The sequence below is a fragment of the Streptomyces sp. NPDC056527 genome (genome assembly GCF_042794475.1).
Classification (GTDB): Bacteria; Actinomycetota; Actinomycetes; order Streptomycetales; family Streptomycetaceae; genus Streptomyces.
The window spans coordinates 20,615-42,058 of record NZ_JBHTTQ010000046.1 but is presented as its reverse complement, the minus strand read 5'-3'; the positions used below and the strand labels follow the sequence as shown (position 1 = coordinate 42,058).

Below are 21,444 nucleotides of genomic sequence, written 5' to 3'. Positions count from 1 at the left end.
GGAACCACCCGATGGCCTCTCGAGAACCCACCCCACGGAGGTATCCCATGCGCGCCCTTCTCTGGCTGCTGCTCACCGCGAGCGTCCTGGCCAACGTCTTCGTCAGCAGCTTCTCCGGCTGGACCGGCGGCCTCCAGGTCGCCGGGAGCGTCTGTACCGGAGTGCTTCTGGTCGGCTCCGCGGTCGGTCTGTGGCTGACCCGGTCCCGCAGCGAGGCTTGAAATCACGACGTGCCCTGGTCGCGGTGATGACAGCAGCTGCCGAGACCAACCCAGCTTGCCGCACGTTCCTGGAAGTGTTCCCGGAGGGCTTCGGGCTCATCGCCGACGTGTCCTGAAGGATGTCAGCTTGCCGCCGCCGGCCTCAGCGGCGCACGTTGAACTTCAGGTGCAGCACGCGGTCGCCCTGAATGACCACGTGGGGATCCTCCAGCAGCTGCTGCTCGTCGACGCTGCCGAAGAAGCGCTTGCCCGACCCGAACACCACCGGCACCACGTCCATCGCCACCTCGTCCACGAGGCCGGCCGCGAGGATCTGGCCGCCTACTTCGCCGGCGCTCACGGCGACCACTCGGTCCCCGGCGAGTTCCTGGGCCTTCTCGATCGCAGCCTCCACGCCGTCGACGAAGTGGTAGGACGCCTCGGGGTGCCAGCCCTCGGGCTTGGGCCGGTGGGAGACCACGACCACGTGGTCGCCCGCGGGCGGCCGGCCCTCCCAGCCGTTCACGAGGTCGAACAGGTGGCGGCCCATCACGATCGTGCCGATCGCCTCCCACATCGGCCGGACGTACTCCGCCGACGCCCGCGAGACCTTGAAGCCGCCTCCACTCTCGGAGTGGTCGTACTCTTGGTCCCGCTCGCCGTTTTCGGTGAGCGGGGTGTCCCCGCTGAAGTACCACTCGTGGAGCGGCCCGACGTCGTCGCCCTTGTCGGCGATGAATCCGTCCACCGACACCACGTTGTGCATGATCACTGTGCCCACCGGGTTCTCCTTGAGTCTGCTGGAGCGGTCGCCTCCGATTGTGCGGCCCCCTGGAACGCCCGTGCTTGTAGGAAATCAATCGGCAGGCATCGGACCGGCGTCCGGCGGGAACTCCCGCTCGGCCGGGATCCGGCGCCGCAGAGCCAGGTACTCCGTCGGGGTGTGGCCGGTGAAGTCCTTGAACTCCTTGCTGAAGTGGGCCTGGTCGAAGTAACCCGCCGCGAGGGCGAGTTCCGACCAGTCGACCGGACGCACCACGTCCACGGAGAGGATCAGCCGTGCGAAGCGGTACATCCGAGACACCTTCTTCGGGGTGACCCCGACGTGAGACTTGAACTGCGTGGCCAGGTGGTTGCCGCTCACCCCGGCGGCATCACTCAGCGCGGCTACCGGTACCGCGCCGTAGGACGCTTCAAGCCATCCACCTGTGTGCTGGACCAGGTCAAGACCGCGCGACGGCGCCTCGACGAGCCGAGATCGCAGTTCCTCCTCCAGAACCCGCAGAGCCTCGGCGGCCGAAGGAGCGTCGCCGACCTGGTTGCGGATCCGTTCCACAGACCGCTGCCAGACGGCGTCGACGGGCACCCATCGGTCCCGCAGCTCGGTCGCCGGCATGTCGACGAACGGCGACATGCCCCAGGGCTTGAAGTGCACCCCGACGAGCCGTACCCGCGTGGGGTACTCGTAGAGGAAACGCCTGGTCCACAGCCCCATGAACCATCCATCGGCCAACAGCGCCGGTGGCACCGAAGGGTCGGTGTCCCAGAGGCGGGCCGGTTCACCCAGGTTGATGAGCAGGTGTGTCGACGGCATCGGAGGAACGACCATCCGGCGGTGGCTCGGCACCCCGGTCAGGCTGTAGATGTCGTCGATGAACCGGTCGAGCGGCGGGGCAGGCACCCGGCCGACGTACTCCATGGGCACAGTATCGCCGACGGGGGTTGGGCCCGCCTCATGGGCAACTCACACCGGCCGCAGGCGACAACGCCTCTCCGCACGGAGCGGTTCGCGGCGTCGTTCTTGCCCAGCGTCGGCGAGGAACTGGATGCCTTCTGCAACGCCGACGTAGAGGTACGGCTGGCAACAGACGGCAGTTGGACCCGCTGCGGCGGCAGTCGCCTGCCCTGCTCAACACGCGAGGCGGGCAATGCCAGTGCACTTGCCTTCCCGATGCCCCGCGGACGAGACCCTACCCGTCACGAGAGCAGCCGGCAGTACCCGGCTGCGCGTGGCGCTGATCACCGGCGTGGCGCCGGGCCCATGCTCGACAAGCCGGCGTCGCCCTACCTCGCCGGTAGGGGGCACGACTCATGGTTGGCCCGTACGCGACGTCGCGGGTTCCCTTCGCGGCGATCCCGCAGGTCGCGGCGGACGTCGACCCGCCAGCATGCATCCGGATCCCGATCCCGCGGCGCCGGAGCCGGGTCTGCATGCCCCTTGGATCGCATGAATCTTTTCATTCGCTTGCTTACTCGACGGTATATGCATTTACTACATGTGCCCCCGCGGGCTCGGACAGGATGCCCGCGGGTCGACCCCTCCTCCTCGATCGACCTCTCGGGTTGCTTCAACGGAACACTCCGCGCTCTGCGCGGGTGCTCCCGCCGGCGGCTCCTGTCGACCCCTTGGGCCGGAGGCGGCCGCACCCCTCCGAACAGGCCCCTTCCAAAGGCGACAATGATGTCCCATTACCGCCCCCCGGTCAGCGCCGACTGGCCGTACTCGGTCACGGCCCCCGGCAACCGCGACTGGGAAAGCACGGCCGTACGCTGGCTGCGCGACCTCCTGCCGGCCCGGTACGCCGGTTACACCACTCTCACGCGCCATCCCGTCCTTCTGGCCCGTCACGCCCAGCTGCAGATCGAGCACGAGATCCGTGCGGTGCGGGTGGCGATGCAGACCTGCCGTGCGGAGCTGCCCACCCTGGGCGTGTCCGGGCCCACGATCGAGAGCACGATCAGGCTGTACGCCGTCGAGCTGGAGCAGCTGAGCCGTCTGGCCCGGGGTGTCCGCCTCGTCACGGAGGCGCTCCTCGCAGGCGACCAGGCCGCTCGACGTCGGGCGCGGGTCTGAGGGCCCCGGCCCGGACGCGGCCGGCCTCCCGCACGTCACGCGCTGAGTGTCCTGCCGCCCGGGCCGTCGGTTCGGAGATCTGGGCCGCGGCTGCGGAGCGTCCAACCCGAAGAGGTAGGACGCTCCGCGACGCGAGGCGGAGCCGCGGAGCTAGCGAGTGAGGAACCGCGGGTACGTGGGGCCACGGGGCCTCACGTACCCGGCGAGTGAGACCGGAGCCGAGGAGCCGGGCACCGCTCCGGGCCGGGACACGGCCTCCGCCAGGAGCGGCACCGTGCCCTCGACGCGGACACATGGATAAGCCCCGATGGGCTTCTTCATCTGGCGAGTGGTTCCACCCACGCGCCGACCTGAACCCCTGGCCAGGACCGCTCCTCGCGGTGTCCCATCGGGACCGTCCGCTCGCGCGTCGCACGGGCCCGCGCTTCACTGACCGCCCTGCTACGCGGAGATGAGGACCCGGTGCCGCATCCGGCACCCGCCTCGCACGACAGCCCGCCGGCACACAAGCGGTTCACACGAGCGCCCGTCCTCGCCCGACCTCACGCGTCGAATGCGGGGCTGGTGCTGGGGTAGGGATCGCGAGCAGCCGTGGTCCCTGCCCCGGCCGGCCGCTCCGGACGGCGGAACCGGATCACCTGACCGCCCGACTCCTCCTGAGAGACGGCCCGACCCCATCCGGGCCGTACGACATGTCATGGAGAGACGGCCGATGGACAGATCGATCGACAAGCCGATCGACAAGCCCCAGGAATCCTCGCCCCTTACGGGAACGGTGGGCCGGAGGATCTCGCCGCCCGTTGCGTTGGCGGGATTCCTCCTGCTGCTCGCATTGGCCTTCATGGGGTCGTACGCGCTCGGATCTGCCGTGGGGCCGATCGGTCCCACGAGGAACTCGCCTTCGACGAGCACGACACTCGAAACGGGGAATACGCACCATGGCGACCACCGGTGACGGCCGACACGCCCCCCCGGAGACGGCGGACCTGGTGGTCGGTGGCGTGACGCGCGGGGCATGCGTGAACCGGGTCGAGGAGAACCTCTCCCGTCTGCACGGGGATACCGCCTCGGTCGCCCTGCGACCGGATCCGCGAGGGTGAACCACCGTGCCGCAATACACACCTGGGGGCCGATTGCGTGGTGAAGCCCCGGCTGGATCGTTCCATCGCCCGCCGTTGGAGGGTGGATGTCCGTCGATCACGGCGCCAGTGCGGTGGCCACCCGGGCCAGGCGATCAGCGGACAGCGCGAAGCGGTTGGCGGGGTTACGGAAGGAGTACTCGCCGTCGTTGACGGAGACGCCGTGCCCGGCTGTCGTCCAACGCGCAGAACCGGAAGCCCCTTGATCCCCCAGGAGGGCAGAGGCAAGTGACTCGGGGTCTTCCGCACTGGTGCGGGCGCGTAGTGCGGCCGTCAGGCGGCCGACCGCATCTTCGTCGAGTGCCGCGTCGTCGCCGAACGCGGGCATCAGGAGCAACAGGCGGGCGTGGGGATCGGTGGTGCTGCCCCCGGGCAGCCCGTTGTCCGCGGCCGCCACCAGCTCGGGCCAGGAGAGGCCCGGTCCCATGAAGTGCCCGTCGTCCTGGGCGAGGAGTTCGGCCTGGTCCCAGTCGGGGTGGTACAGGAGGTAGTCGGTGCCGGTGTCCTCCGCGAACGTGCGGTAGACGACGTAGAGACGATGGTTGCCGGCCAGTGGGACAGTGAACGTCGGCCAGTCGGCCCGCTCCCACAGGCGCTGCTGAAAGTCGCCGCCCGCGTCGTAATCCGCGCCGAACAGCAGCTCCTCCGCCTCCTCGCTCTGGGCACACGAGTAGAGATGCCCGAGCCAGAACAGCGGCTCGTCCAAGAGCCCGGCCTGGTGCGTGAGGGGGCCACCGTCGTACCCCGGTATTCGGACAAGGTGAAGGTCTGCGCTGTTCGTCACGCAGGACATCATGCCGCCAAGGCCACGTGCCGCTGAGGGCGGGCGCACGGCCCGACCTGCGTTCCCCAACAGACTCCGCCACGGCCCAGCAGGTTGCGCGCATGCCACAGAGGACGGAACGCTCAGTGCGCCTCCTCTGGGAACTCGCCGCGATACCAACCACGGGCCCTGGCTGCAGAGCGCGTACACTCCGTCGACCGAGCACACCAGGGTCGGCGACTCGGCCCTCTACGCAGTCGTCAACCGTGGCAACGGCGCCGCAACCGGGAGCCGCCGCGCAGGTGTGATCCGTACCCGTACCGCACGCAGGTCAGGAGCCCGCCCATGCACCGCTTCGATGTCGAGACACTGGCGGCGGGCAGGTGGCGCAACGGCGGAGGCACGACCAGGGAGATCGCCTCATGGCCGGCGGGCGGCGAGGAGTTCGGATGGCGCGCGAGCGTTGCCGATATCGACCGGGACGGACCGTTCTCGGCGTTCCCGGGCGTCGACCGGACGCTCACCCTGCTGGCCGGTGACGGGGTGCGGCTGGTCTGCCCCGGGGTGTTCGACCGGCTGTTGACGCGTGCGGGCGAACCGTTCGCCTTCTCCGGCGACCACACGCTGGCTGCCGAACTGCCGGGCGGCTCCTGCCGAGTGCTCAACATCATGGTGCGGCGCGACCACTGGACCGCCCAGGTGAGCCGGCTCACCGACCCTCTCGTACCGTCCCTCGGGCACGCTGGAGTGCTCTACGTGCTGCGTGGGCGATGGCAGGCAAGCACGGATGAGAGATTCCTGGAGTCCGGCCAGGGCGTGTGGTGGGACGCAGACGACAGCGCATCAGGCCGGGTGGTCGCACCCCTCTCCCCCGACGCCACCGCCCTATGGGCAGACATCGCCCCGACAAGTTGACCTGGAACGCCAGCGACGATGCCCCCTGCATCGAACCACGTCCCCAAGGCCCCGAGCACCGAGCGCTTAGGCTGCGGTTTGTGACCGGCAATGACGATCAATGGACTGGCAGCGGACTCCGTCCGAAGCAGATGGTTCGATGCCGAGTGACAGGTCACCGAGGACGTTTCGGAGTGGAGGTTTCCTTGACCGCCCCCGTCTCCGAGGTCCTGGCCTTCATCGACTTCGTGAACCTCAGCAGCGGCCCAGAGCATCCCCTCCCGGAGCACTTCCCGGTGGTGGGGACCTTGCTCGATGCCGTCGTGCTCGACTTCATGCCTTGGGGGGAACTCCGTTTGGCAGCTGCGAGAAGCACCGAGCAATGACCGTAACGAAATGTGAGCGACACCCCTGAAGCTCCCCCTGCTCAGAGGGTGGGGAGGCCTGTTCATGCCGACTCCCCGACCTCACCGACCGTCGCGAGGCGGAACCACGCCGCATGACGTCTTTTGCCAACGAGCCGAACCACTCTGCCTGCTCCCGCTCAGATCTCCCGAAAGATCAGAGCTGCGCCGAGGGCCGCTTCGGCCGGTACGAAGATCTCCCCTCGGGTCGTCTCGCGCACGGGCAGTCCGTTCTCTGCCAGTAGCGCACGCACCCGAGCGATGTCGGGGACGGCCACCGTGCAGGCGACGAGCGCCGGGAGTGCGGGCGGATTCTCACCCGGCAGCAGAGCCGTGAGGTCTGCCTTGGTCAGGAGGGTGACCGGCCCCTCCGTGGAGATCGGGCGGCCTAGATACCGCTCATACCGCTCGCGTACCAGGGGAAGTTGTCCGCCAGGTACGCACAGCACCGCCTCGACGAGGTCCTGGGCACCGTTGGGGTGATCGAGGTGACGGGTGTGCTGAAACTCCGGGTCCAAGTCGGCGACGACACCGACCCGGCCTTCTGGCGCACCGTCGATCTCCAGGTAGCGAACGGCTTCCGTGCGCACGCCGTTGGGAGTCTCGACCGGTCGGCCGACGGTGTTGACCCCGCCGTGTCCGACGCCGGCAGCGGTGAGCCGGTTCGCCGTGCCGTCGACGTCCGGCGAGGAGAACATCGGGATGTGGAGCCCTTCGAAGCGATCGCCGCGATCCCTCTGGTGGAGCCTGCTCGACCTGCCGGATCGGACTGGGAACCTCCCGTCGACGAGCACACTGTGTTCGTACACCCCTCGAAGTTCGGAGATCTCCCGCGGGCGGAGTGGCTGGCGAGACAGGTCGGTGCGCAGGTGCTTGGGGAGGCCGAGCACGGCAGGTGAGCGAGGCGATGTGAAGCCGGGCCGCCGGCCGCATGCCTTGTCCGATGTCCCAGCGGGGCCCGGCGCTACGTCGAGAGGGCGCGGCAAAGTGCACCGAATGACTGGGCCACTGCGGCCGGCTCGCCAGGGCAGGGCGATCCGCACACCGCGCTCGAAGTGCGCGAAAGAACTAAGCGGTTGGCTGTCCGATACCTCGGCGCTCGTGGGCCTCCTTGATCGTGATGGCCGTCCGGGAGCCGACGAAATCGGCCATGCGGGCGGGCGCGGCAGGGCCGGTGGAGCATCCATCAGAGTTGGCTGAGGTACTTCTCGATGGAGGTGATCTCCAGGACGAGCCGCTGGTGCAGCCGGTAGTGGGCGGGTGGGGCCGGCCCCACTTTCGATCAACGGGCAAGCCGGATGGCCGGGGCAACTCCGTGTCGGCGAGTGTGGAGCCGTCCCGAGCAAGTCGCCTACAGAGAAGACAAGATCGTGCGCATCGTCACGGCCACCGCCGTCGCACTGGCCCTCGCCGGCCAAGCCACGCCGGCCGTCACCGCCCAACAGCCGACCACCGACGGATTCTGGCGCATGGACGGCTACGGCACAGTGCTGTCCATCCAGAAGGGAACTCTTCAGGAGTACCAGACCACCGCCGTCAGTTGTCTCAAGGGCGACTCCGCGAAGCGGACCGGCCCCGGCACCTACACCCGGTCCGACGGCACTGTCCTGACCGTGCACGCCCACGAAGACCGCGACCACGCCTCGATGCGCGCGGACAGCGACGTCGGCAACCGGAACCTCCGACGCATCCCGGTGCTGCCCGACGCCTGCGCGCGTCCGACGGCCCGGGACCCTCGGACGACCTTCGACGTCTTCTGGCAGTCCTTCGAGGAGAACTACCCCTTCTTCGCAGCCAAGGGAATCGACTGGCACAAGGTCCGCGACCAGTACCGCCCCAAGGTGCGCGCCGGGACGACGAGGGATGAGCTCTACGCGATGTTCAGCGAGATGGTCAAGCCGCTCTACGATGCCCACGTCGTCGTCCAGGATCGCGACCGCTTCTTCTACCAGGTCCGGCCGGGCACCGTCATGCCCGGCGAGGAACTGGACACCCAGGTCAAGAACTTCATCGTGGAACGCGACCTCAAGCACGCCCTGAACCTCCAGGACTTCGCCAACGGGCGGATCACCTACGCCGACCTCCCTGACGGGCAGGGCTATCTGCGGATCTCCGGCTTCGCCGGGTACGGGGACAAGGGGGCTCCCTTCACCGCCCAGCTGGCCGAGCTCGACAGGGCGCTGGATACGGCCCTCAGCCAGGAGCGCACCCAGCGACTGAAGGGCCTGATCATCGACGTCCGGATCAATGGCGGCGGCTCCGACGCCCTGGGCATCCACGTCGCCGAGCGTCTCACCGACACCCCGTACCTCGCGTACTCCAAGCGGGCCCGCAACGACCCTGCCGACTCCACCCGGCACACTCGCCCCCAGCCCGCGTACGTCACGCCCGCCCAGGGCCCCCGTTACACCGGGCCGGTCGCCTTGCTGACCGGCGGCTCGACCGTCAGCGCGGGCGAGACTTTCACGCAGGCGCTCATGGACCGGCCCGGCAAGACGATCCGGATCGGGCAACCCACGCAAGGCGTCTTCTCCGACTACATGGTGCGCAAGCTCCCCAACGGCATGTCGGCCTGGCTGCCGAACGAGGAGTTCCTGACCCGGTCGGGCAGGACCTTCGACGGCACAGGCGTTCCGCCGCACCTCACTGAGCCGGTCTTCACCAAGGAGGAGTTCGACAAGAAGAGGGACTCGGCCTTCGACAAGGCTGTGAACGTCCTGCGGACGTACGGCGGTACCACGAGCTGACACACGATCATCGGGCTGGTCGACAACCAGACCGAGATCGAAGGCCGACCTCGCAGGCAGGCTCCCGTTCATGTCGCACGTCTCACGTCTCACGTCGCATCGGGTTGAACCGGTGGTGCACAACGGTGTGACGTGGCAAGAACGGGCGTCTGTCGGGACGCGGAGAATGAACAGGTGATGAGGCTTGGTTGTGGTGTCAGTGGCCAGTTGAAGTCCCGAATGAACGGGGCCAGTCAGCGAATGGTCTCTCTGGCCGTGGACGGCCCCTCTCCGTTGACACTCGTCCGGCAGCCGGGACGCGTCCGAAGCCAGTACGAGCGGGCCGCGATGGTCAAGGCGATGCCGTAGACGGCGAAGGCGATCATCCCGATCCAGCCGACCAGGAGCGCGTCGCTCGAGGAGTGGAAGTCGCCGCGCCGCATCGTCACCACGCCGGCCGTGGCCAGGGCCAGGTATCCGACCCCCGCAACGCCGTACGGGGCGAGCGTGGCAGCGCCGACCAGAGCCGGGGCGAGCGGGAGCCAGCGCGGCACCCGTCGACCGCGCAGAAACAGCGTCCAGCGCGGGAAGACCTGCCCCCACGGGCGGACCAGACCCCACAGCAGGAAGACGCCGAGTACGGCCAGCAGCGCGGTGGGGTCCAGGCCCCAGGACTCCAGGGTGAGGAAGATTCCCGAGGCGCCGTTCCGCTCCGAGACCGCGAGCATCTCCTCACCGGTGATCCCCGCGAACGTGCCGCCGGACGCCCAGACCAGCTTCATCGCCGCGTACGGGACGAAGGCCAGCGTCCCTGCCCAGGCGCCGAGTTGGACCAGCGGCGGTGCAGCAGACGGCACGCGTACGGGAGTCTCAGGGGTCCGGCGGTCGGACCGGGCCGTGGCCGCGAGCAGGACCGCCCCGACCGCCGCGAGGGCCTTGTTCGCAGCGGACGCCTGACTGTCCACGCCCTGCCCAAGCATCAGAGTGATCACATCCATCAGGAGGCTGAACGCGGTGATCCCGGCGAGCCCGCAGACCCCCCAGAGCAGCACCCGCAGCGCCGGCCCCATCCCGTACAGCACCACCGCTCCGCTGGCCAACGCCGCCAGCGCACCCACAACCATGACCGCCCAACCCAGCCCGGGTACCCCTGAGTCGCCGCCGTGGTAGAGCAGGGAGGTCCCGCTCAGCGCGCATGCCAGTCCGAAGCCGGCGTACAGCACCGCCCACAGCATCGTCGCCCAGGCCACCCAGCGCGGCCATTGCTGCCACCAGGCGCGCCAAAGCGCATTCGTCGTCCGTTCAGTACTGGTCATGCCCTGAACGTCGCATCGACCGCGGTGGGTAGCGTCGACCGCCGGGACGATCCCCCTCCCCCAGCCGGGTGAGTGGCCTCTGAGGCGAAGGTATGAGTGTCAACACCTGAACTACCGACTACGACTCGCGGCCTTCTCCCACCCGGGGGCCACGGCGGAACTCGTCGAACGACTCTTCCGCGACCCGTATGACATCGTCCGCAGCTCGTGAGCATCATCCATAAGGCCGGTCTCGTCGAAGCCTGTGATGCCACCAGCCGCCGCCTCTCCGCCAGGGATCACGAGATGCGAAGGGGTCGGGGAGAGTCCGGCGCCACAGTTCCGCATCGAGCACCGCCAGGAGCACCCTGAGCTCTCGGCGCGCTGAGGCGGGAAGCCGTACCACCACGTGCTCCAGCATGTCCCTTGCCTCGGCCACGTCCTCCAGGCTGTCAGAAGGGCACGGGCACACGGCGAAAGGGATCTCGAGATACCTGCCTGGCCGACCCAGGAACCGCCGACACCAGAACAAGGCCGTTTCAGTAGCGCCAGGCCACACGTCCTCGGTGCCTGATTCCCGCTCTGCCCGGTGCACCGCGGCGGATGTCCGCGGCGACAGCCGGTCGATCCGATATGGCCGGCTCATGGCGTAGAGCTTGGGATGAGGGGCGCGCAACGCGCCCGGCCGCTTACGCGGCATGACCCTTTCGGGCAGTGATCGTCATACCGGCATCCTGACATGAGCGCTGCCGCGCTGTCGACGTGTCGCTGGACTGACGAGTCAGGTGCCGGGATAACCGCCGTCGGCGATCCGGAGGGTCTGGCCGATAGCGGCCAGAGAAACGGATTCCTCCGCGCGTTGGCTTCAGCGTCGTAGTCGGTCCGTACTGGCCAGGACCCCGTACTGGCCAGGACCCAGGTTCCGCGACACGGTCTCCATCACCCGTCGCAGCAACTGCGGCGACGGGTGATGGCGGCGCCGACCCCGGCTCTCCCGGCCAGGACTGCGGCGACGGGTACACCATCATCTACTGCTAGCACCCACCCGCCCACGACCACGACCGGGGGCGGACGGCTTCACAAGCGGGCTGGTGCCACGTGGAGGGATGTGCCGGAACGGTACGGGCCCTGGGCCCGGACGTACGACCTGTTCCGTCGCTGGCACCTGGCAGCAGATCTTCGCGGAACTGCAGGCCCAGGCCGACGCCGAGGACCTGATCATCTGGGACCTCGACATCGACTCCACGGTCTGCCGGGCCCACCAGCACGCCGCCGGGGCGCGGAAGAAGGGGACCTGCAGAAGGAGCCGCCCGGCGGCGTCGCCGTCGAGCCGGACAACCACGGGCTCGGCCGCTCGCGCGGCGGCCTGACCGCCAAGCTGCACCTGGCGGTCGAGCAGGGGCAGCGCCCCATGTCCGTCGTGAGCACTGCCGGACAGCGAGGTGACTCCCCGCAGTTCGAGCCTGTCCTGGAGAAGGTGCGCGTCGCACGCCCGGGTTCGGGCCGTCCGCGGCCGCGGCCCGACCGGGTCCGCGCCGACAAGGCGTACGCGTCGCGCAAGAACCGTGCCTACCTGCGTCGCCGCGGTATCCGCTGCACCATCCCGGACAAGGCCGACCAGGCGCGCAACCGCAAGAAGCTCGGGTCGCGCGGCGCCCGGCCGCCCAAGTTCGACGCCGAGGAGCACAAGGCGCGGCACGAGGTCGAGTGCGGCATCATCCGTCTCAAACGGCACAGGGCTGTGGCCACGAGATGGCACAAGCTCGCGGTCCGCTACGAGGCGACTGTCCTCATCGCGGCCATCAACGAGTGGCTGTGACCAGGCGACTCAAGAAGGGAAGCACGCTCCGCAGGTCGTTGTCGTCCACCGCGACGGTCGCCGCCTCGCGCGCTCCTGGCGAGGCATTGAACGCCACGCTCAACCCGACGGATGCGAACAGCGGCAGATCGGAGCGACTGTCCCCGACGGCCCCGCACGAGCGGGGAGCCAGCTCCAGTTCTCGCGCCTGCGCGAGCGCGAAATCCCGCTTGTCGTACTCGTCGAAGTGACGGGCGACCCGGCCTGTGAACCGGCCGTCGGCGGTCTCCAGCCGAGGTCCGCTGAACCCATGGAAGCCGAAGCGGTCTGTCAGGTAGCTGCCGACTGGCGACCAGGCGAGGGTCGCCAGCACGGGCACCAGCCCGTTCTGCCGACACCAGGTCACGGTCTCCGTGATGCCCGCGACCAAGGGAAGCCCGTCGAGCCAGCCAGAGACCTGGTCTTCGTGAACCCCCGCCCAGCCCGCGGCATCCAGTTCGGAGACCTGCCGATTGTCCAGGGCACCGGAGGCGTAGGCGTCCTCGGCCTTGGCCAACTCGTCCCGATGGCCAAGGAAGCCAGCCAGAAAGACCGACGAACTCGTGCCAGGGACGAGGGTGCCATCGACGTCGAAGAACACGGCGCCCGCATGATCGGATGAGAACACCGCCCAAGGATCCCACTACCTCGCGAAACGCCAGATCGGGGGGGGCGCCTCCGGGTACTTCCGATACACGCCCTAGCCGTGCCCACCCCGGCCGCGATCCAAGCGAGCGCGCGTGAGACAGGGATACGCGCCCCGGCGGTGCGCGCGTCGGGCGGAGGTCAGCCGGTTGGCAGGCCCAGTCCGTAGTACGTGACGTGGTAGTCGTCCACGTACCCCGCCTCGCCGCCGATGATCAGGTCGGTGGGCTCGCTCGCTCCTGCCGCCCTGGCCGTCGCCACGAGCATCTCCGCGAGTGTGTGGCCCTTCGGCTCGCCGGGGCCGCCGGCGTCGACGCGCCATACCGGATCGTCTCCGCCGAAGACCGACGCCGTCTGCGGGTGCTCTGCGACCGTGCCCCAGCCGAGAGCGGCCAGGTCGACGTCGTCCGGAGCGAAGCAGCCGATCGAGAGCCGGTCGCCGCATGCCACGTCGAAAAGGAGGGGCGCGCTGCGGCCGTTGCGTCCGTAGAACGGCATCCCGATCCGCACGCCCAGAGCTGTGGTCTCGGCGGGCAACGCTCCCAGGAAGTCGCCGAGCGAGCGAGTGACGGTCTCCCAGCTACGGGCCGTCCAACCGCCGGGGAAGCCGAGACCGATGTTGGCCTCGTCGCGGTTGCTGCCGAAGAAGCCGCTGATCGAGTGCTCCTCGCCGACACCTTGGCGCCAGAACCAGTTCTCCGCCGGGTCAGTGGGCTGCAGGACCAGCTCCGGCCCCGACTTCCCGGCGCGTAGTTCGAGAGTGTTCGGCCTGGCACGCCAGCGCAGGAAGGGTGCGCCCCAGTGCGGTTCGCTGTCGTAGAACGGGCCCATGTCGCCGTGCGAGCCCATGATGGACGGCTTGCCCAGCGCCGCGGTCACTTCCTCCTTCGCGGCGCGGAAGGCGGCTGCCTGCGCTGCGGCGTCCGGTGCGGGAGCCGCCACTGGGACCGCGATCTCCACGTACGACTCGCCGTCGACATAGCGCTTCTCGTACTCGCCGACCGGGCGCAGGCGAGCATCGCCCGAGGACCGACCCGTGATCAGCACAGGAGTGTCCGACGTGCCGCCCCAAGCCCACCCGAGTTCGGCCGCGACGGCCCTCACACCCTCCGGCGTCCAGCCGTCGGCGTCTGCCGCGACGAGTCGCTGGGCGAGCTCCCCGATGGATTCCTCTGCTGTGCTTCCCCGTTGTTCGTTCATCCGGCCATCGTGCCGTATCCGAAGGCCGCTGCTCGCCAGGGGGTACACACCGGCAGCCAGCGGACGATCTCACCGACGGCGACGTGTACGACTGGTGGTAAACGCACGTGGCCATGGCGTCGTCGCGCTCGAAGAGGCTTCGCAGCGAAGCCACTTCAGGAGGGCGCCGACTCAGACCTGTCCGTTCGATCGCCCCTGGTGCGGCGGGGTGTGAGTGGCCGCTCGCGCCGTCCCGCGAGGCTCGACTCACGGCTGCATGCACATCGACGGCGTGAGGTCAGGGCGCGAAGTACCAGCAGTACAGACGCAGGTCCCTGTCGGCACGACTGACTACCAGGGCTGACAGACGCTCAAGGAGGTCAACGGCACTGTCCGGCGTAATCTCGTCGCCCATCGCGGTGACGGTCTCGGCCCACGCAAGAGCGGTCGTTCTGAGCTGATCCGTTCACGCACTGGCCAAGGCCGTCGCGAGCGCCTGCGGAACAGCAAAAACGGTGAAGCCGTCACAGACCATGCGCACCACAGCTCGTAGCGGACTCTCCGCCCCTGGGGCGTTGGCGCGGGCGTGGGGCCCGCCTCAATGTGGGGATCGACGGGGTGGAACGGACGCCGTACGTTCGTTCAACCGCGTGGTAAGGATGAACCCATGCGGATGCGACTGCCGTTCGGGGACGAGTTACGGGCCCAGCTGGGATCGCCCAGGCGCTCGCGCAGACTGGGCAGCAGCCCTCGCTCGCGCGTGTGGCGTGTCCAGCTGCCGGAGACGACCGTAGTGGTGAAGCAGTTCGTCGACGGTCCTGATGCCGATGAGCGATACTCCCGCGAGGTGACCGCCCTGCGGCTCGCGACCCGAGCTGCCAGTCCTGTGGTGCCCGCGTTGCTGGCCACCGATGCCGGCGAGCGCGTCCTGGTGCTGGAGCACCTTGATCACCGACGTCCGGCCGGCGACTGGATCGTCGACTATGCGACGGGGTTGGCACGTCTTCATGCGACCGCCCGCCCGGAGGACGTGGGGGCACTTCCCCGGTGGCAGGGCCCGAGCCAGGCCGATGTCGAGTCCTTCCTACAGCTGGCCGAAGCACTGGAGGTTCCCGTCACCTCTGGCGTTAACGATGAACTCGACGACCTCGTGGACCGGCTCGACCAGACATCTGGTCATGCACTTCTCCACGGGGACCCCTGTCCCGGTAACGACCTTCACACCGCCACAGGGATCCGGTTCATCGACTTCGAGCAGGCGTCACTGGGCAGCGGCTTGATGGAACTCGCCTACCTGCGCATCGGGTTTCCGACCTGCTGGTGTGTCACTTCGGCAGCGGAGCCGCTGCTGGAACGGGCGGAGAGCGCATACCGCAAGGAGTGGCGCGCCCTGAAGGGCGCCGAAGCCCAAGACGGGCTCGCTGACGCGTGCACCGGCTGGCTGCTCCGCGGCGACGCGCTGGTTGAGCGAGCGCATCGCGAAAGCACCGATCACCTGGCCAGGATTCCGCACCAGGACTGGAAGTGGGGCACAGCGACCGCCCGACAACGGCTCGCCCACCGGCTCGGAGTCGTCAGCCAGATGACGGCCGACGACACCTCTTTGCGCAGCGTGAGCAGCCTCAGCGCCGCAATGCGCCAACGAATGCTAGCTCGCTGGCCCGCACTTCGGCCCGTTCCGACCGAGCGCCCATAGTGGTCGGCTGACACCCCGGAATCGGCGACGATCCGCATGAGCGGACTTCCTCTTGGGCACGACCGTCCGGGCAGACCACTCGGCGCCCCCACCCTGCTACCCCGGACGGGTTCAGGACTACGCGGTCGACGTCGAGCCCAACGCCTGAGCCCTCCACCTGATCCGATATCTTGAACGCGTTCAAGATATCGGATCCTGGGGGCGGTCATGTGGGCCATGCGGGTCACCGTGCGCGAGAGTGTTCATCCGTGGCAGTTCGGCCTTGCGGTGTGCGCCGTGGTCACCCCGCTGCCGCCGGTCGTGGCCTCCGAGGACGGCTTCTTCGCACTCCCCCTCGTGGTCGCGACCACCGCGGTGCTCGCCGCACCGCTGTTCCTTCACACCCGACCCTCCTCCTTCAGACGGGCCGCCGGGACCATTTCGGCGCTGCTCCTGCCCTGGTCGCTGATCGGCTCCTGGTTCGGGATGTTCGCCTTCTTCCCGTCGATCCCCCTCCTGCTCCTCGCGGCCTTCGCGGACCCGCGTCGGCACCCGAGGGCCGCCGGGGTCCTGGCGGCGGCAGGTCTCGTGCTGGCTGCCGCGGTGACCCTGCTCTGGTGGGGCCGCGGGTACCAGGCCTGAGCGAACTACAGGGCCGAGTAGGGGGTGCTCGTGACTGAGCGCGACTGGAACGACGACAGCGATTACGACGACGCGGTCCAAAAGGCCGAGCGAGCGACACGGTTCGGCTGGGCGGCGATCGCCGTTACGACGGGGGTGCTCGGCTGCCTGCTCATCGTCCTGGCCGTTGTGTGCGTAGTCGCAGTCATGGCCTGCGTATACGTCGTGGTGGCGATGGACTACTGAGACGTGCCCCTGTTGATCACGTTCGATCCCCGGCACACCTCCTGGGCGGACAAGTGCGCGGATCGGGTGACGCGGACGCCTCCTGGGACACACGGACCTCGCGCCACGAGCCGTCCGCACAAGCGATGTCCGCACGCCGCCGCATCCGTAACGGCCTCAGGGTGTCCCGAGCACCCGCACACGACGCGGCGCGACGCCCCGGTCCGGCAGAGGCAGGTCGCGAGCCCTGCGAGCTGCTGGGGGCCGCCGAACGAGGGCCGAGTCCGGCTGCGCAGTGCGCCCATCTGCCTGGCAGGGCACTGGACTTGCCGTCCAGTACCTCGCATGGACCAGCGCGGGAACCGTTCCCCCTGATCCTGCGTGACCTCTTGACGTGTTGTCGGCGGGTGGCGAGGGGATCCGAATGCGAGCGCGGACGATGATGAGCGTGGCGGTAGCGGCCTGTGTGGCGCTCGTGGCATGCGCGTGCGGTCCGGACAAAGCGAAGGAGACCCCGGAGGCGAAGCCTCCACGGTCGTCCGTGCCAACCCGGTCCGATGGACCGACGGCCATGCCCTCCGTGTCCGCTCGGACCGACAGGCCGTCGGCCGAGCCGCCCGGTGATCAGCCCGCGCCCAGGACGAAGGAGGGTGCGATCCAGCGGTACGAGCAGTACCTCCACGCCCTGGGCCGTGAGGACATCGATACGGTCTGCGAAGTGGCCGGGCCCGCGGCGAAGAAGGCTCAGGACCAGGGGTTCGGTCCGTGCACATCGACGTACGCCGCCGTGTTCCAGATGATCTCACCCGCGCAGAAGAAGGCCCTGAAGACCGCGACGGTCGACCCCCAGCGCGTTGCCGTGCGTACACCCGACAAGATCGAGATGCCGGTCGAAGCGGTCAGGTCCTCCGCCACCTTCTCCGAGAGCGACCTCGGCAGCTACACCCTGGAGTACCTCGCAAACGATTGGTACATCACCGACTGAACCGACGCGCGCCGTACGCGGAGCCTCCCGACGACCGCCCAGTGCAGGCAACCCACCCGCCGGCCTGCGCCCGGAACGGAGGGGACTGCTCACGCAGGGCTCGTCGTGGCTTCGGGCACCACAGGCCACCTCATGACAGTTCACGGCATCCGACGTACTGGCTCACTCCCCAGCTGCCCCGGCGAGGAATTCGCGCGAGGATGAGGAAGAGGCGATGAGTAGGTGGTCCTGAATGAGCGACCGTCCGATCGGGGACTACGCGCTTCTCTCGGACTGCCAGACCGCTGCCCTGGTCAGTCGGGACGGCTCCGTGGACTGGCTGTGCTTGCCCCACTTCGACAGCCGGGCGACTTTCGCGCGTCTGCTCGGACCGGAGGCCGGCCACTGGTCGATCAGGCCTGCCGCCCCGTACGACACCCGGCGACAGTATCTGGACCGCACTCTCGTGCTGCGCACGGACTTCCACACGCGATCGGGAGCCGTCACCGTCACGGACGCCCTCGCATCCGGCCTCAACGAGCGGGGCCACGAGCTGGGGACCGACGCGCCGCATCTACTGCTGCGTGTGGTGGAGTGCACGGAGGGCCGGGTCGACATGGATGTCGAGTTCGCGCCTCGGCCTGAGTACGGACTGGTCAAGCCGTTGCTCATCCCGACGCCAGGTGGCGTCTGGTGCCATGGAGGACCCGACACCCTGGGCCTCTGCAGCCCGGTCCCGCTCGAGCTCGCCGCCACCGCCCACTGCCGGATCGGGCTGAGCGCCGGCGAGACGGCCGCCTTCGCCCTTCAGCAGGTTCCCGCGGGGCAGAGCCCCGTCCTGCTCTCTCAGGACGCCATCCTGACGCAACTGGAGGACACCGTACGAGGGTGGCGCTCGTGGTCTGAACTCCACCAGTCGTACGAGGGTCCATGGGCCGATCTCGTGCACCACAGCGGCCGTGTGCTCCAGGGGCTGACGTTCCAGCCGACAGGAGCCATCGTGGCGGCCCCGACCACGTCCTTGCCGGAGTCCGTCGGAGGCGTCCGCAACTGGGACTACCGTTTCACTTGGGTGCGGGACGCCTCCTTCACACTGGACGCACTGTGGGTCGCCGCCTGCCCTGACGAGGCGGAGGCGTTCTTTCAGTGGATGGCCCACGCGGCGGCCTGCGACCCGAGCCAGGAAGCGTCCATGCAGATCATGTTCGGCATCCGCGGCGAACGGGACCTGACCGAACGCGTACTCCCCCATCTTCCCGGCTGGCGCGACAGCAGCCCCGTACGGCTCGGCAACGGCGCCTGGGCACAGAAGCAGCTCGACGTGTACGGGGAGCTGCTGTCAGCCGCCCATCGCCTGCGCGACTACCTCCGCGGCCTGGACGCGCCCACGAAGGCGTTCCTTTCCGGCTGCGCCGACTCCGCCGCCCTGCGATGGCGCGAACCGGACCAGGGCATCTGGGAGGTGCGCAGCGGCCCTCAGCACTTCCTCTACTCGAAGCTCATGTGCTGGGTCGCCGTCGACCGCGCATTGAAACTGGCGGTCGATCTCGACGCGTCCGATCGCGTGCCGGAGTGGACTTCGGCCAGGGACGAGATCGCGGCCGCGATCGAGGAGAACGGGTGGAACGAGGAGGCCGGAGCGTACACCCAGGCGTTCGGGTCAGCCGTCCTCGACGCCTCCGCGCTGATGATGCCGGTCGTCGGCTTCATCCCGGCCGATGCCCCGCGAATGCAGGCCACCATCGATGCCGTACGCACTCGACTCACCGACGAGAACGGCCTGGTCTACCGCTACGTGGGATCCGACGACGGGCTACCCGGCGAAGAGGGAACCTTCCTTCTCTGCACCTTCTGGCTGGCCCAGGCCCTGGCCTTGGCCGGGGACACGGATGCCGCACGCGAGGTCTTCGAGCGGGCCGCTGGCTGCGTGAACGACGTCGGCCTGCTCTCCGAGGAGGTCGACCCGGTCGGCGGCCACCTTCTCGGCAACTTCCCGCAGGCTTTCAGTCACATCGGGTTGATCAACGCCGCTTGGGCGATCCATCAGGCCGCCTGAGGGTGCCGACGGACGAAGACGCTCGGCCGGTCGTCCCGGCCGAGCGTCGGTTCGCCGGCTCTCAGCTCGTGACTTCGCGCCGCTGCCGCGCCGCCGGCCGCCGCCGTACGGCGCGGCCTGAAGGGCAACAGTGCCGCCAGAGCACTGGAGCGCCAGGCAGTGAGCGCGGGACGTCCCGTGCGACCCCGGCGGCGGGCGGGTCACCGGCCCTGCCCCTCGCCGGACGGACCGTCAGGCGAGGGGCAGGGCGGCTTCGTCAGCGGACGACGTCGAAGACCTGCTTCTGCAGGCCGTTGGCGTACGCCTCGTGCTCGACCAGCTTCAGCTTCTGCGTGTCCTTGTCCGAGCCGCTGAACAGTCGCTTGCCCGCACCGAGCAGGAGCGGGAAGACCAGCAGGTGGTAGCGGTCGATGAGGCCGGCGTCCGAGAGGTTCCGGTTGAGGGTGGCGCTGCCGTGCATGATGATCGGGCCGCCCTCGGTCTCCTTCAGCGCGGCGACCTCGTCGAGCGAGCGGAGGATCGTGGTCTCGCCCCAGTTCGTGACGAGGTCGTCCTCGGTGAGGGTGGTGGAGACGACGTACTTCGGCATGAGCTTGTAGTCGGCGAAGTCCTCCATGTCCGGCCACACCGGGCTGAACGCCTCGTAGCTGGTCCGGCCCAGCAGGATCGCGGACGATTCCTTCTGCTCCCGGCTCTTGATCTCGAACGCCTCGGGAAGGAACTCCACGTCCTTGAAGGTCCATCCGGAGTTCCGGTAGCCGGGCTCGCCCCCGGGGGCCTCCACGACGCCGTCCAGGGAGATGAAGGCAGAGCTGATCAGAGTACGCATGTGATTCCTCGGTAACTCGTATGGTTCTTCTCGTCGTTCGGCCGCCGTGCGCTCCGGCCTCACACCATGTCTGACAGAAGATCGCTCAGAAACTCATCGGCCTCCAGTGAAGAAACTTCTCGACCCCGCGACGTCAGTGGTCTGGCTCGGGTCCCGCCGTCGCTGACTTCGTACGTCGCACGGGCATGGCTCGGAGCGCGGGACGACGTCGCCGGGGACCTGCCGGCGGCCGGGCAGGGGCACGGTGCGCACCGCACCCGCTGACGCTGTGCGGCTCGAAGGGGGGAAGCGCGGGCGCGCCCGCGGGCAACAGATGCACATGGACTGCATCGTGGCCGGGTCGACCGTCTCGGCTCGCGCACTGTCCTCCTCGTCGGCCCCGGCGGCTCGGGATCCCGGTCGGCGAGGCCGTGGACCGGTGCTTCAGACGCTGCGGGCGGTGATGTCGCCATAGGTGGTGGTCGCGTGGATGTCGAGTTCGGCGGTGCCGTCGTTCCTGAGGGCGTTGTTGACCCGACCGTAGCCGGTGCCGGCATCCAGGGTGGCGGAGACGCCGCGGGCGGCGCCGACCGAGATGTCGCCCTGTTGGGTGCTCACGGTGACCGTGCCGCGTACGGCCTCGGCGATCCGGACGTTGCCCCTCTGGGCGCTGATCTCCGCGGGGCCGCCCAGGCGGCCGACCGAGACGTCCCCGTCGAGGACGCTGAGGCGGGCACTCGCGGCCTCGTCGAGCTTGACCGGGCCCTGCGCGGCCTCGAAGGCGACGTCGCCGAGCCGTCCCACGCCCCTCAGTTCGGCACCGGCCGCCTTCGCCTCGACGCGGGAGCCGGCGGGCAACTGGACGGTCACCTCGATGGATCCGGAAGCACCGAAGTGCTGGCTCTTCCCCGGGGTTTCGATCCGCAGGACACCATCGGCGTACGCGACCGTGGTCTGCTCCGCCGCCTTCACGTCCCGGCCCTTGGAGGCGTCCGCAGGCCGGACCTCGACCGTGGTGTCGGTGCAGTCGGCGGCGATGAACTGGATGCGTCCGGCGGGGATGTCGAGGACGGCGGAGACCGGGGCGGGGGTGTCGAACTTCTGCATCACGCTCTCCTGGGACTCGTCGTTTCCGATGCCCGAAACGCTACGTTGCATT

The 21,444-nt window shown here is 68.9% G+C and carries 21 protein-coding genes; 12 read left to right on the top strand and 9 right to left on the bottom strand.

Translation table 11 applies throughout. The features are described from left to right. The first annotated feature begins 47 nt into the window (after positions 1-47). Positions 48-221 carry a hypothetical protein gene (locus ACFQ7Q_RS22075; protein ID WP_383557864.1) on the top strand — a complete coding sequence of 58 codons (174 nt, stop codon included), beginning with the start codon at positions 48-50 and terminating at the stop codon, positions 219-221. A 142-nt stretch (positions 222-363) separates the two neighbouring features. On the opposite strand, the gene ACFQ7Q_RS22070 is transcribed toward ACFQ7Q_RS22075, so the two are convergent. Continuing rightward, on the bottom strand, positions 364-981 hold the full coding sequence (locus tag ACFQ7Q_RS22070) for a dihydrofolate reductase family protein (protein WP_383557862.1): 618 nt from the start codon (positions 979-981) through the stop codon (positions 364-366). A gap of 75 nt (positions 982-1,056) precedes the next feature. Next, positions 1,057-1,899 (bottom strand): helix-turn-helix domain-containing protein, encoded by an 843-nt coding sequence (locus ACFQ7Q_RS22065; RefSeq protein WP_383557859.1) that lies wholly within the window; start codon positions 1,897-1,899, stop codon positions 1,057-1,059. A gap of 762 nt (positions 1,900-2,661) precedes the next feature. On the opposite strand from ACFQ7Q_RS22065, the gene ACFQ7Q_RS22060 reads away from it, so the two are divergent. Together ACFQ7Q_RS22060 and ACFQ7Q_RS22055 are read left to right on the top strand one after the other, a co-directional pair. Then, complete coding sequence (locus ACFQ7Q_RS22060; protein WP_383557857.1) at positions 2,662-3,054, top strand: hypothetical protein; 393 nt, start codon at positions 2,662-2,664, stop codon at positions 3,052-3,054. Positions 3,055-3,992: 938 nt separating this feature from the next. Next, positions 3,993-4,154 (top strand): heavy metal-associated domain-containing protein, encoded by a 162-nt coding sequence (locus ACFQ7Q_RS22055; protein WP_383557854.1) that lies wholly within the window; start codon positions 3,993-3,995, stop codon positions 4,152-4,154. A 97-nt stretch (positions 4,155-4,251) separates the two neighbouring features. Here the strand turns inward: ACFQ7Q_RS22055 and ACFQ7Q_RS22050 are convergent, their stop codons facing one another. Then, complete coding sequence (locus ACFQ7Q_RS22050; protein WP_383557852.1) at positions 4,252-4,977, bottom strand: hypothetical protein; 726 nt, start codon at positions 4,975-4,977, stop codon at positions 4,252-4,254. 324 nt (positions 4,978-5,301) lie between these two features. Between ACFQ7Q_RS22050 and ACFQ7Q_RS22045 the strand changes: the two genes are divergently transcribed. Together ACFQ7Q_RS22045 and ACFQ7Q_RS22040 are read left to right on the top strand one after the other, a co-directional pair. Beyond that, complete coding sequence (locus ACFQ7Q_RS22045; RefSeq protein ID WP_383557850.1) at positions 5,302-5,871, top strand: HutD family protein; 570 nt, start codon at positions 5,302-5,304, stop codon at positions 5,869-5,871. Positions 5,872-6,056: 185 nt separating this feature from the next. Beyond that, positions 6,057-6,236 (top strand): hypothetical protein, encoded by a 180-nt coding sequence (locus tag ACFQ7Q_RS22040; RefSeq protein WP_383557848.1) that lies wholly within the window; start codon positions 6,057-6,059, stop codon positions 6,234-6,236. 158 nt (positions 6,237-6,394) lie between these two features. On the opposite strand, the gene ACFQ7Q_RS22035 is transcribed toward ACFQ7Q_RS22040, so the two are convergent. Beyond that, a complete protein-coding gene (locus tag ACFQ7Q_RS22035) occupies positions 6,395-6,952 on the bottom strand; it encodes a hypothetical protein (RefSeq protein ID WP_383557846.1) in 558 nt (185 codons plus the stop codon). 672 nt (positions 6,953-7,624) lie between these two features. On the opposite strand from ACFQ7Q_RS22035, the gene ACFQ7Q_RS22030 reads away from it, so the two are divergent. After that, on the top strand, positions 7,625-9,001 hold the full coding sequence (locus ACFQ7Q_RS22030) for a S41 family peptidase (protein WP_383557844.1): 1,377 nt from the start codon (positions 7,625-7,627) through the stop codon (positions 8,999-9,001). A gap of 233 nt (positions 9,002-9,234) precedes the next feature. Here the strand turns inward: ACFQ7Q_RS22030 and ACFQ7Q_RS22025 are convergent, their stop codons facing one another. After that, positions 9,235-10,296: a hypothetical protein gene (locus ACFQ7Q_RS22025; protein ID WP_383557841.1), complete on the bottom strand. Its 1,062-nt coding sequence runs from the start codon at positions 10,294-10,296 to the stop codon at positions 9,235-9,237. 949 nt (positions 10,297-11,245) lie between these two features. Between ACFQ7Q_RS22025 and ACFQ7Q_RS22020 the strand changes: the two genes are divergently transcribed. Beyond that, the gene (locus ACFQ7Q_RS22020) at positions 11,246-12,094 is read left to right on the top strand and encodes an IS5 family transposase (RefSeq protein WP_383557839.1); all 849 of its coding nucleotides are present in this window, start codon (positions 11,246-11,248) and stop codon (positions 12,092-12,094) included. Here ACFQ7Q_RS22020 and ACFQ7Q_RS22015 read toward each other — a convergent pair. Continuing rightward, positions 12,078-12,740 (bottom strand): HAD family hydrolase, encoded by a 663-nt coding sequence (locus tag ACFQ7Q_RS22015; protein ID WP_383557836.1) that lies wholly within the window; start codon positions 12,738-12,740, stop codon positions 12,078-12,080. The genes ACFQ7Q_RS22020 and ACFQ7Q_RS22015 overlap by 17 nt on opposite strands. 158 nt (positions 12,741-12,898) lie before the next feature. Further along, positions 12,899-13,957: a hypothetical protein gene (locus tag ACFQ7Q_RS22010; protein WP_383557834.1), complete on the bottom strand. Its 1,059-nt coding sequence runs from the start codon at positions 13,955-13,957 to the stop codon at positions 12,899-12,901. A 646-nt stretch (positions 13,958-14,603) separates the two neighbouring features. Between ACFQ7Q_RS22010 and ACFQ7Q_RS22005 the strand changes: the two genes are divergently transcribed. From ACFQ7Q_RS22005 to ACFQ7Q_RS21985, 5 genes are all read left to right on the top strand, one after another. After that, positions 14,604-15,632 carry an aminoglycoside phosphotransferase family protein gene (locus ACFQ7Q_RS22005; protein WP_383557832.1) on the top strand — a complete coding sequence of 343 codons (1,029 nt, stop codon included), beginning with the start codon at positions 14,604-14,606 and terminating at the stop codon, positions 15,630-15,632. Positions 15,633-15,848: 216 nt separating this feature from the next. Continuing rightward, on the top strand, positions 15,849-16,253 hold the full coding sequence (locus tag ACFQ7Q_RS22000; RefSeq protein WP_383557830.1) for a hypothetical protein: 405 nt from the start codon (positions 15,849-15,851) through the stop codon (positions 16,251-16,253). Between the two features lie 30 nt (positions 16,254-16,283). Next, positions 16,284-16,478, top strand: coding sequence for a hypothetical protein (locus ACFQ7Q_RS21995; RefSeq protein ID WP_383557828.1), 195 nt, complete (start codon positions 16,284-16,286; stop codon positions 16,476-16,478). 550 nt (positions 16,479-17,028) lie between these two features. Beyond that, entirely contained in the window at positions 17,029-17,442 is a 414-nt protein-coding gene (locus ACFQ7Q_RS21990; RefSeq protein WP_383557826.1) for a hypothetical protein, read from the top strand. A gap of 232 nt (positions 17,443-17,674) precedes the next feature. Beyond that, complete coding sequence (locus tag ACFQ7Q_RS21985; protein WP_383557823.1) at positions 17,675-19,477, top strand: glycoside hydrolase family 15 protein; 1,803 nt, start codon at positions 17,675-17,677, stop codon at positions 19,475-19,477. Between the two features lie 256 nt (positions 19,478-19,733). Here the strand turns inward: ACFQ7Q_RS21985 and ACFQ7Q_RS21980 are convergent, their stop codons facing one another. After that, on the bottom strand, positions 19,734-20,306 hold the full coding sequence (locus ACFQ7Q_RS21980) for a dihydrofolate reductase family protein (RefSeq protein WP_383557820.1): 573 nt from the start codon (positions 20,304-20,306) through the stop codon (positions 19,734-19,736). Positions 20,307-20,729: 423 nt separating this feature from the next. Further along, positions 20,730-21,392 carry a DUF4097 family beta strand repeat-containing protein gene (locus ACFQ7Q_RS21975; RefSeq protein ID WP_383557818.1) on the bottom strand — a complete coding sequence of 221 codons (663 nt, stop codon included), beginning with the start codon at positions 21,390-21,392 and terminating at the stop codon, positions 20,730-20,732. Between the last annotated feature and the right edge of the window lie 52 nt (positions 21,393-21,444).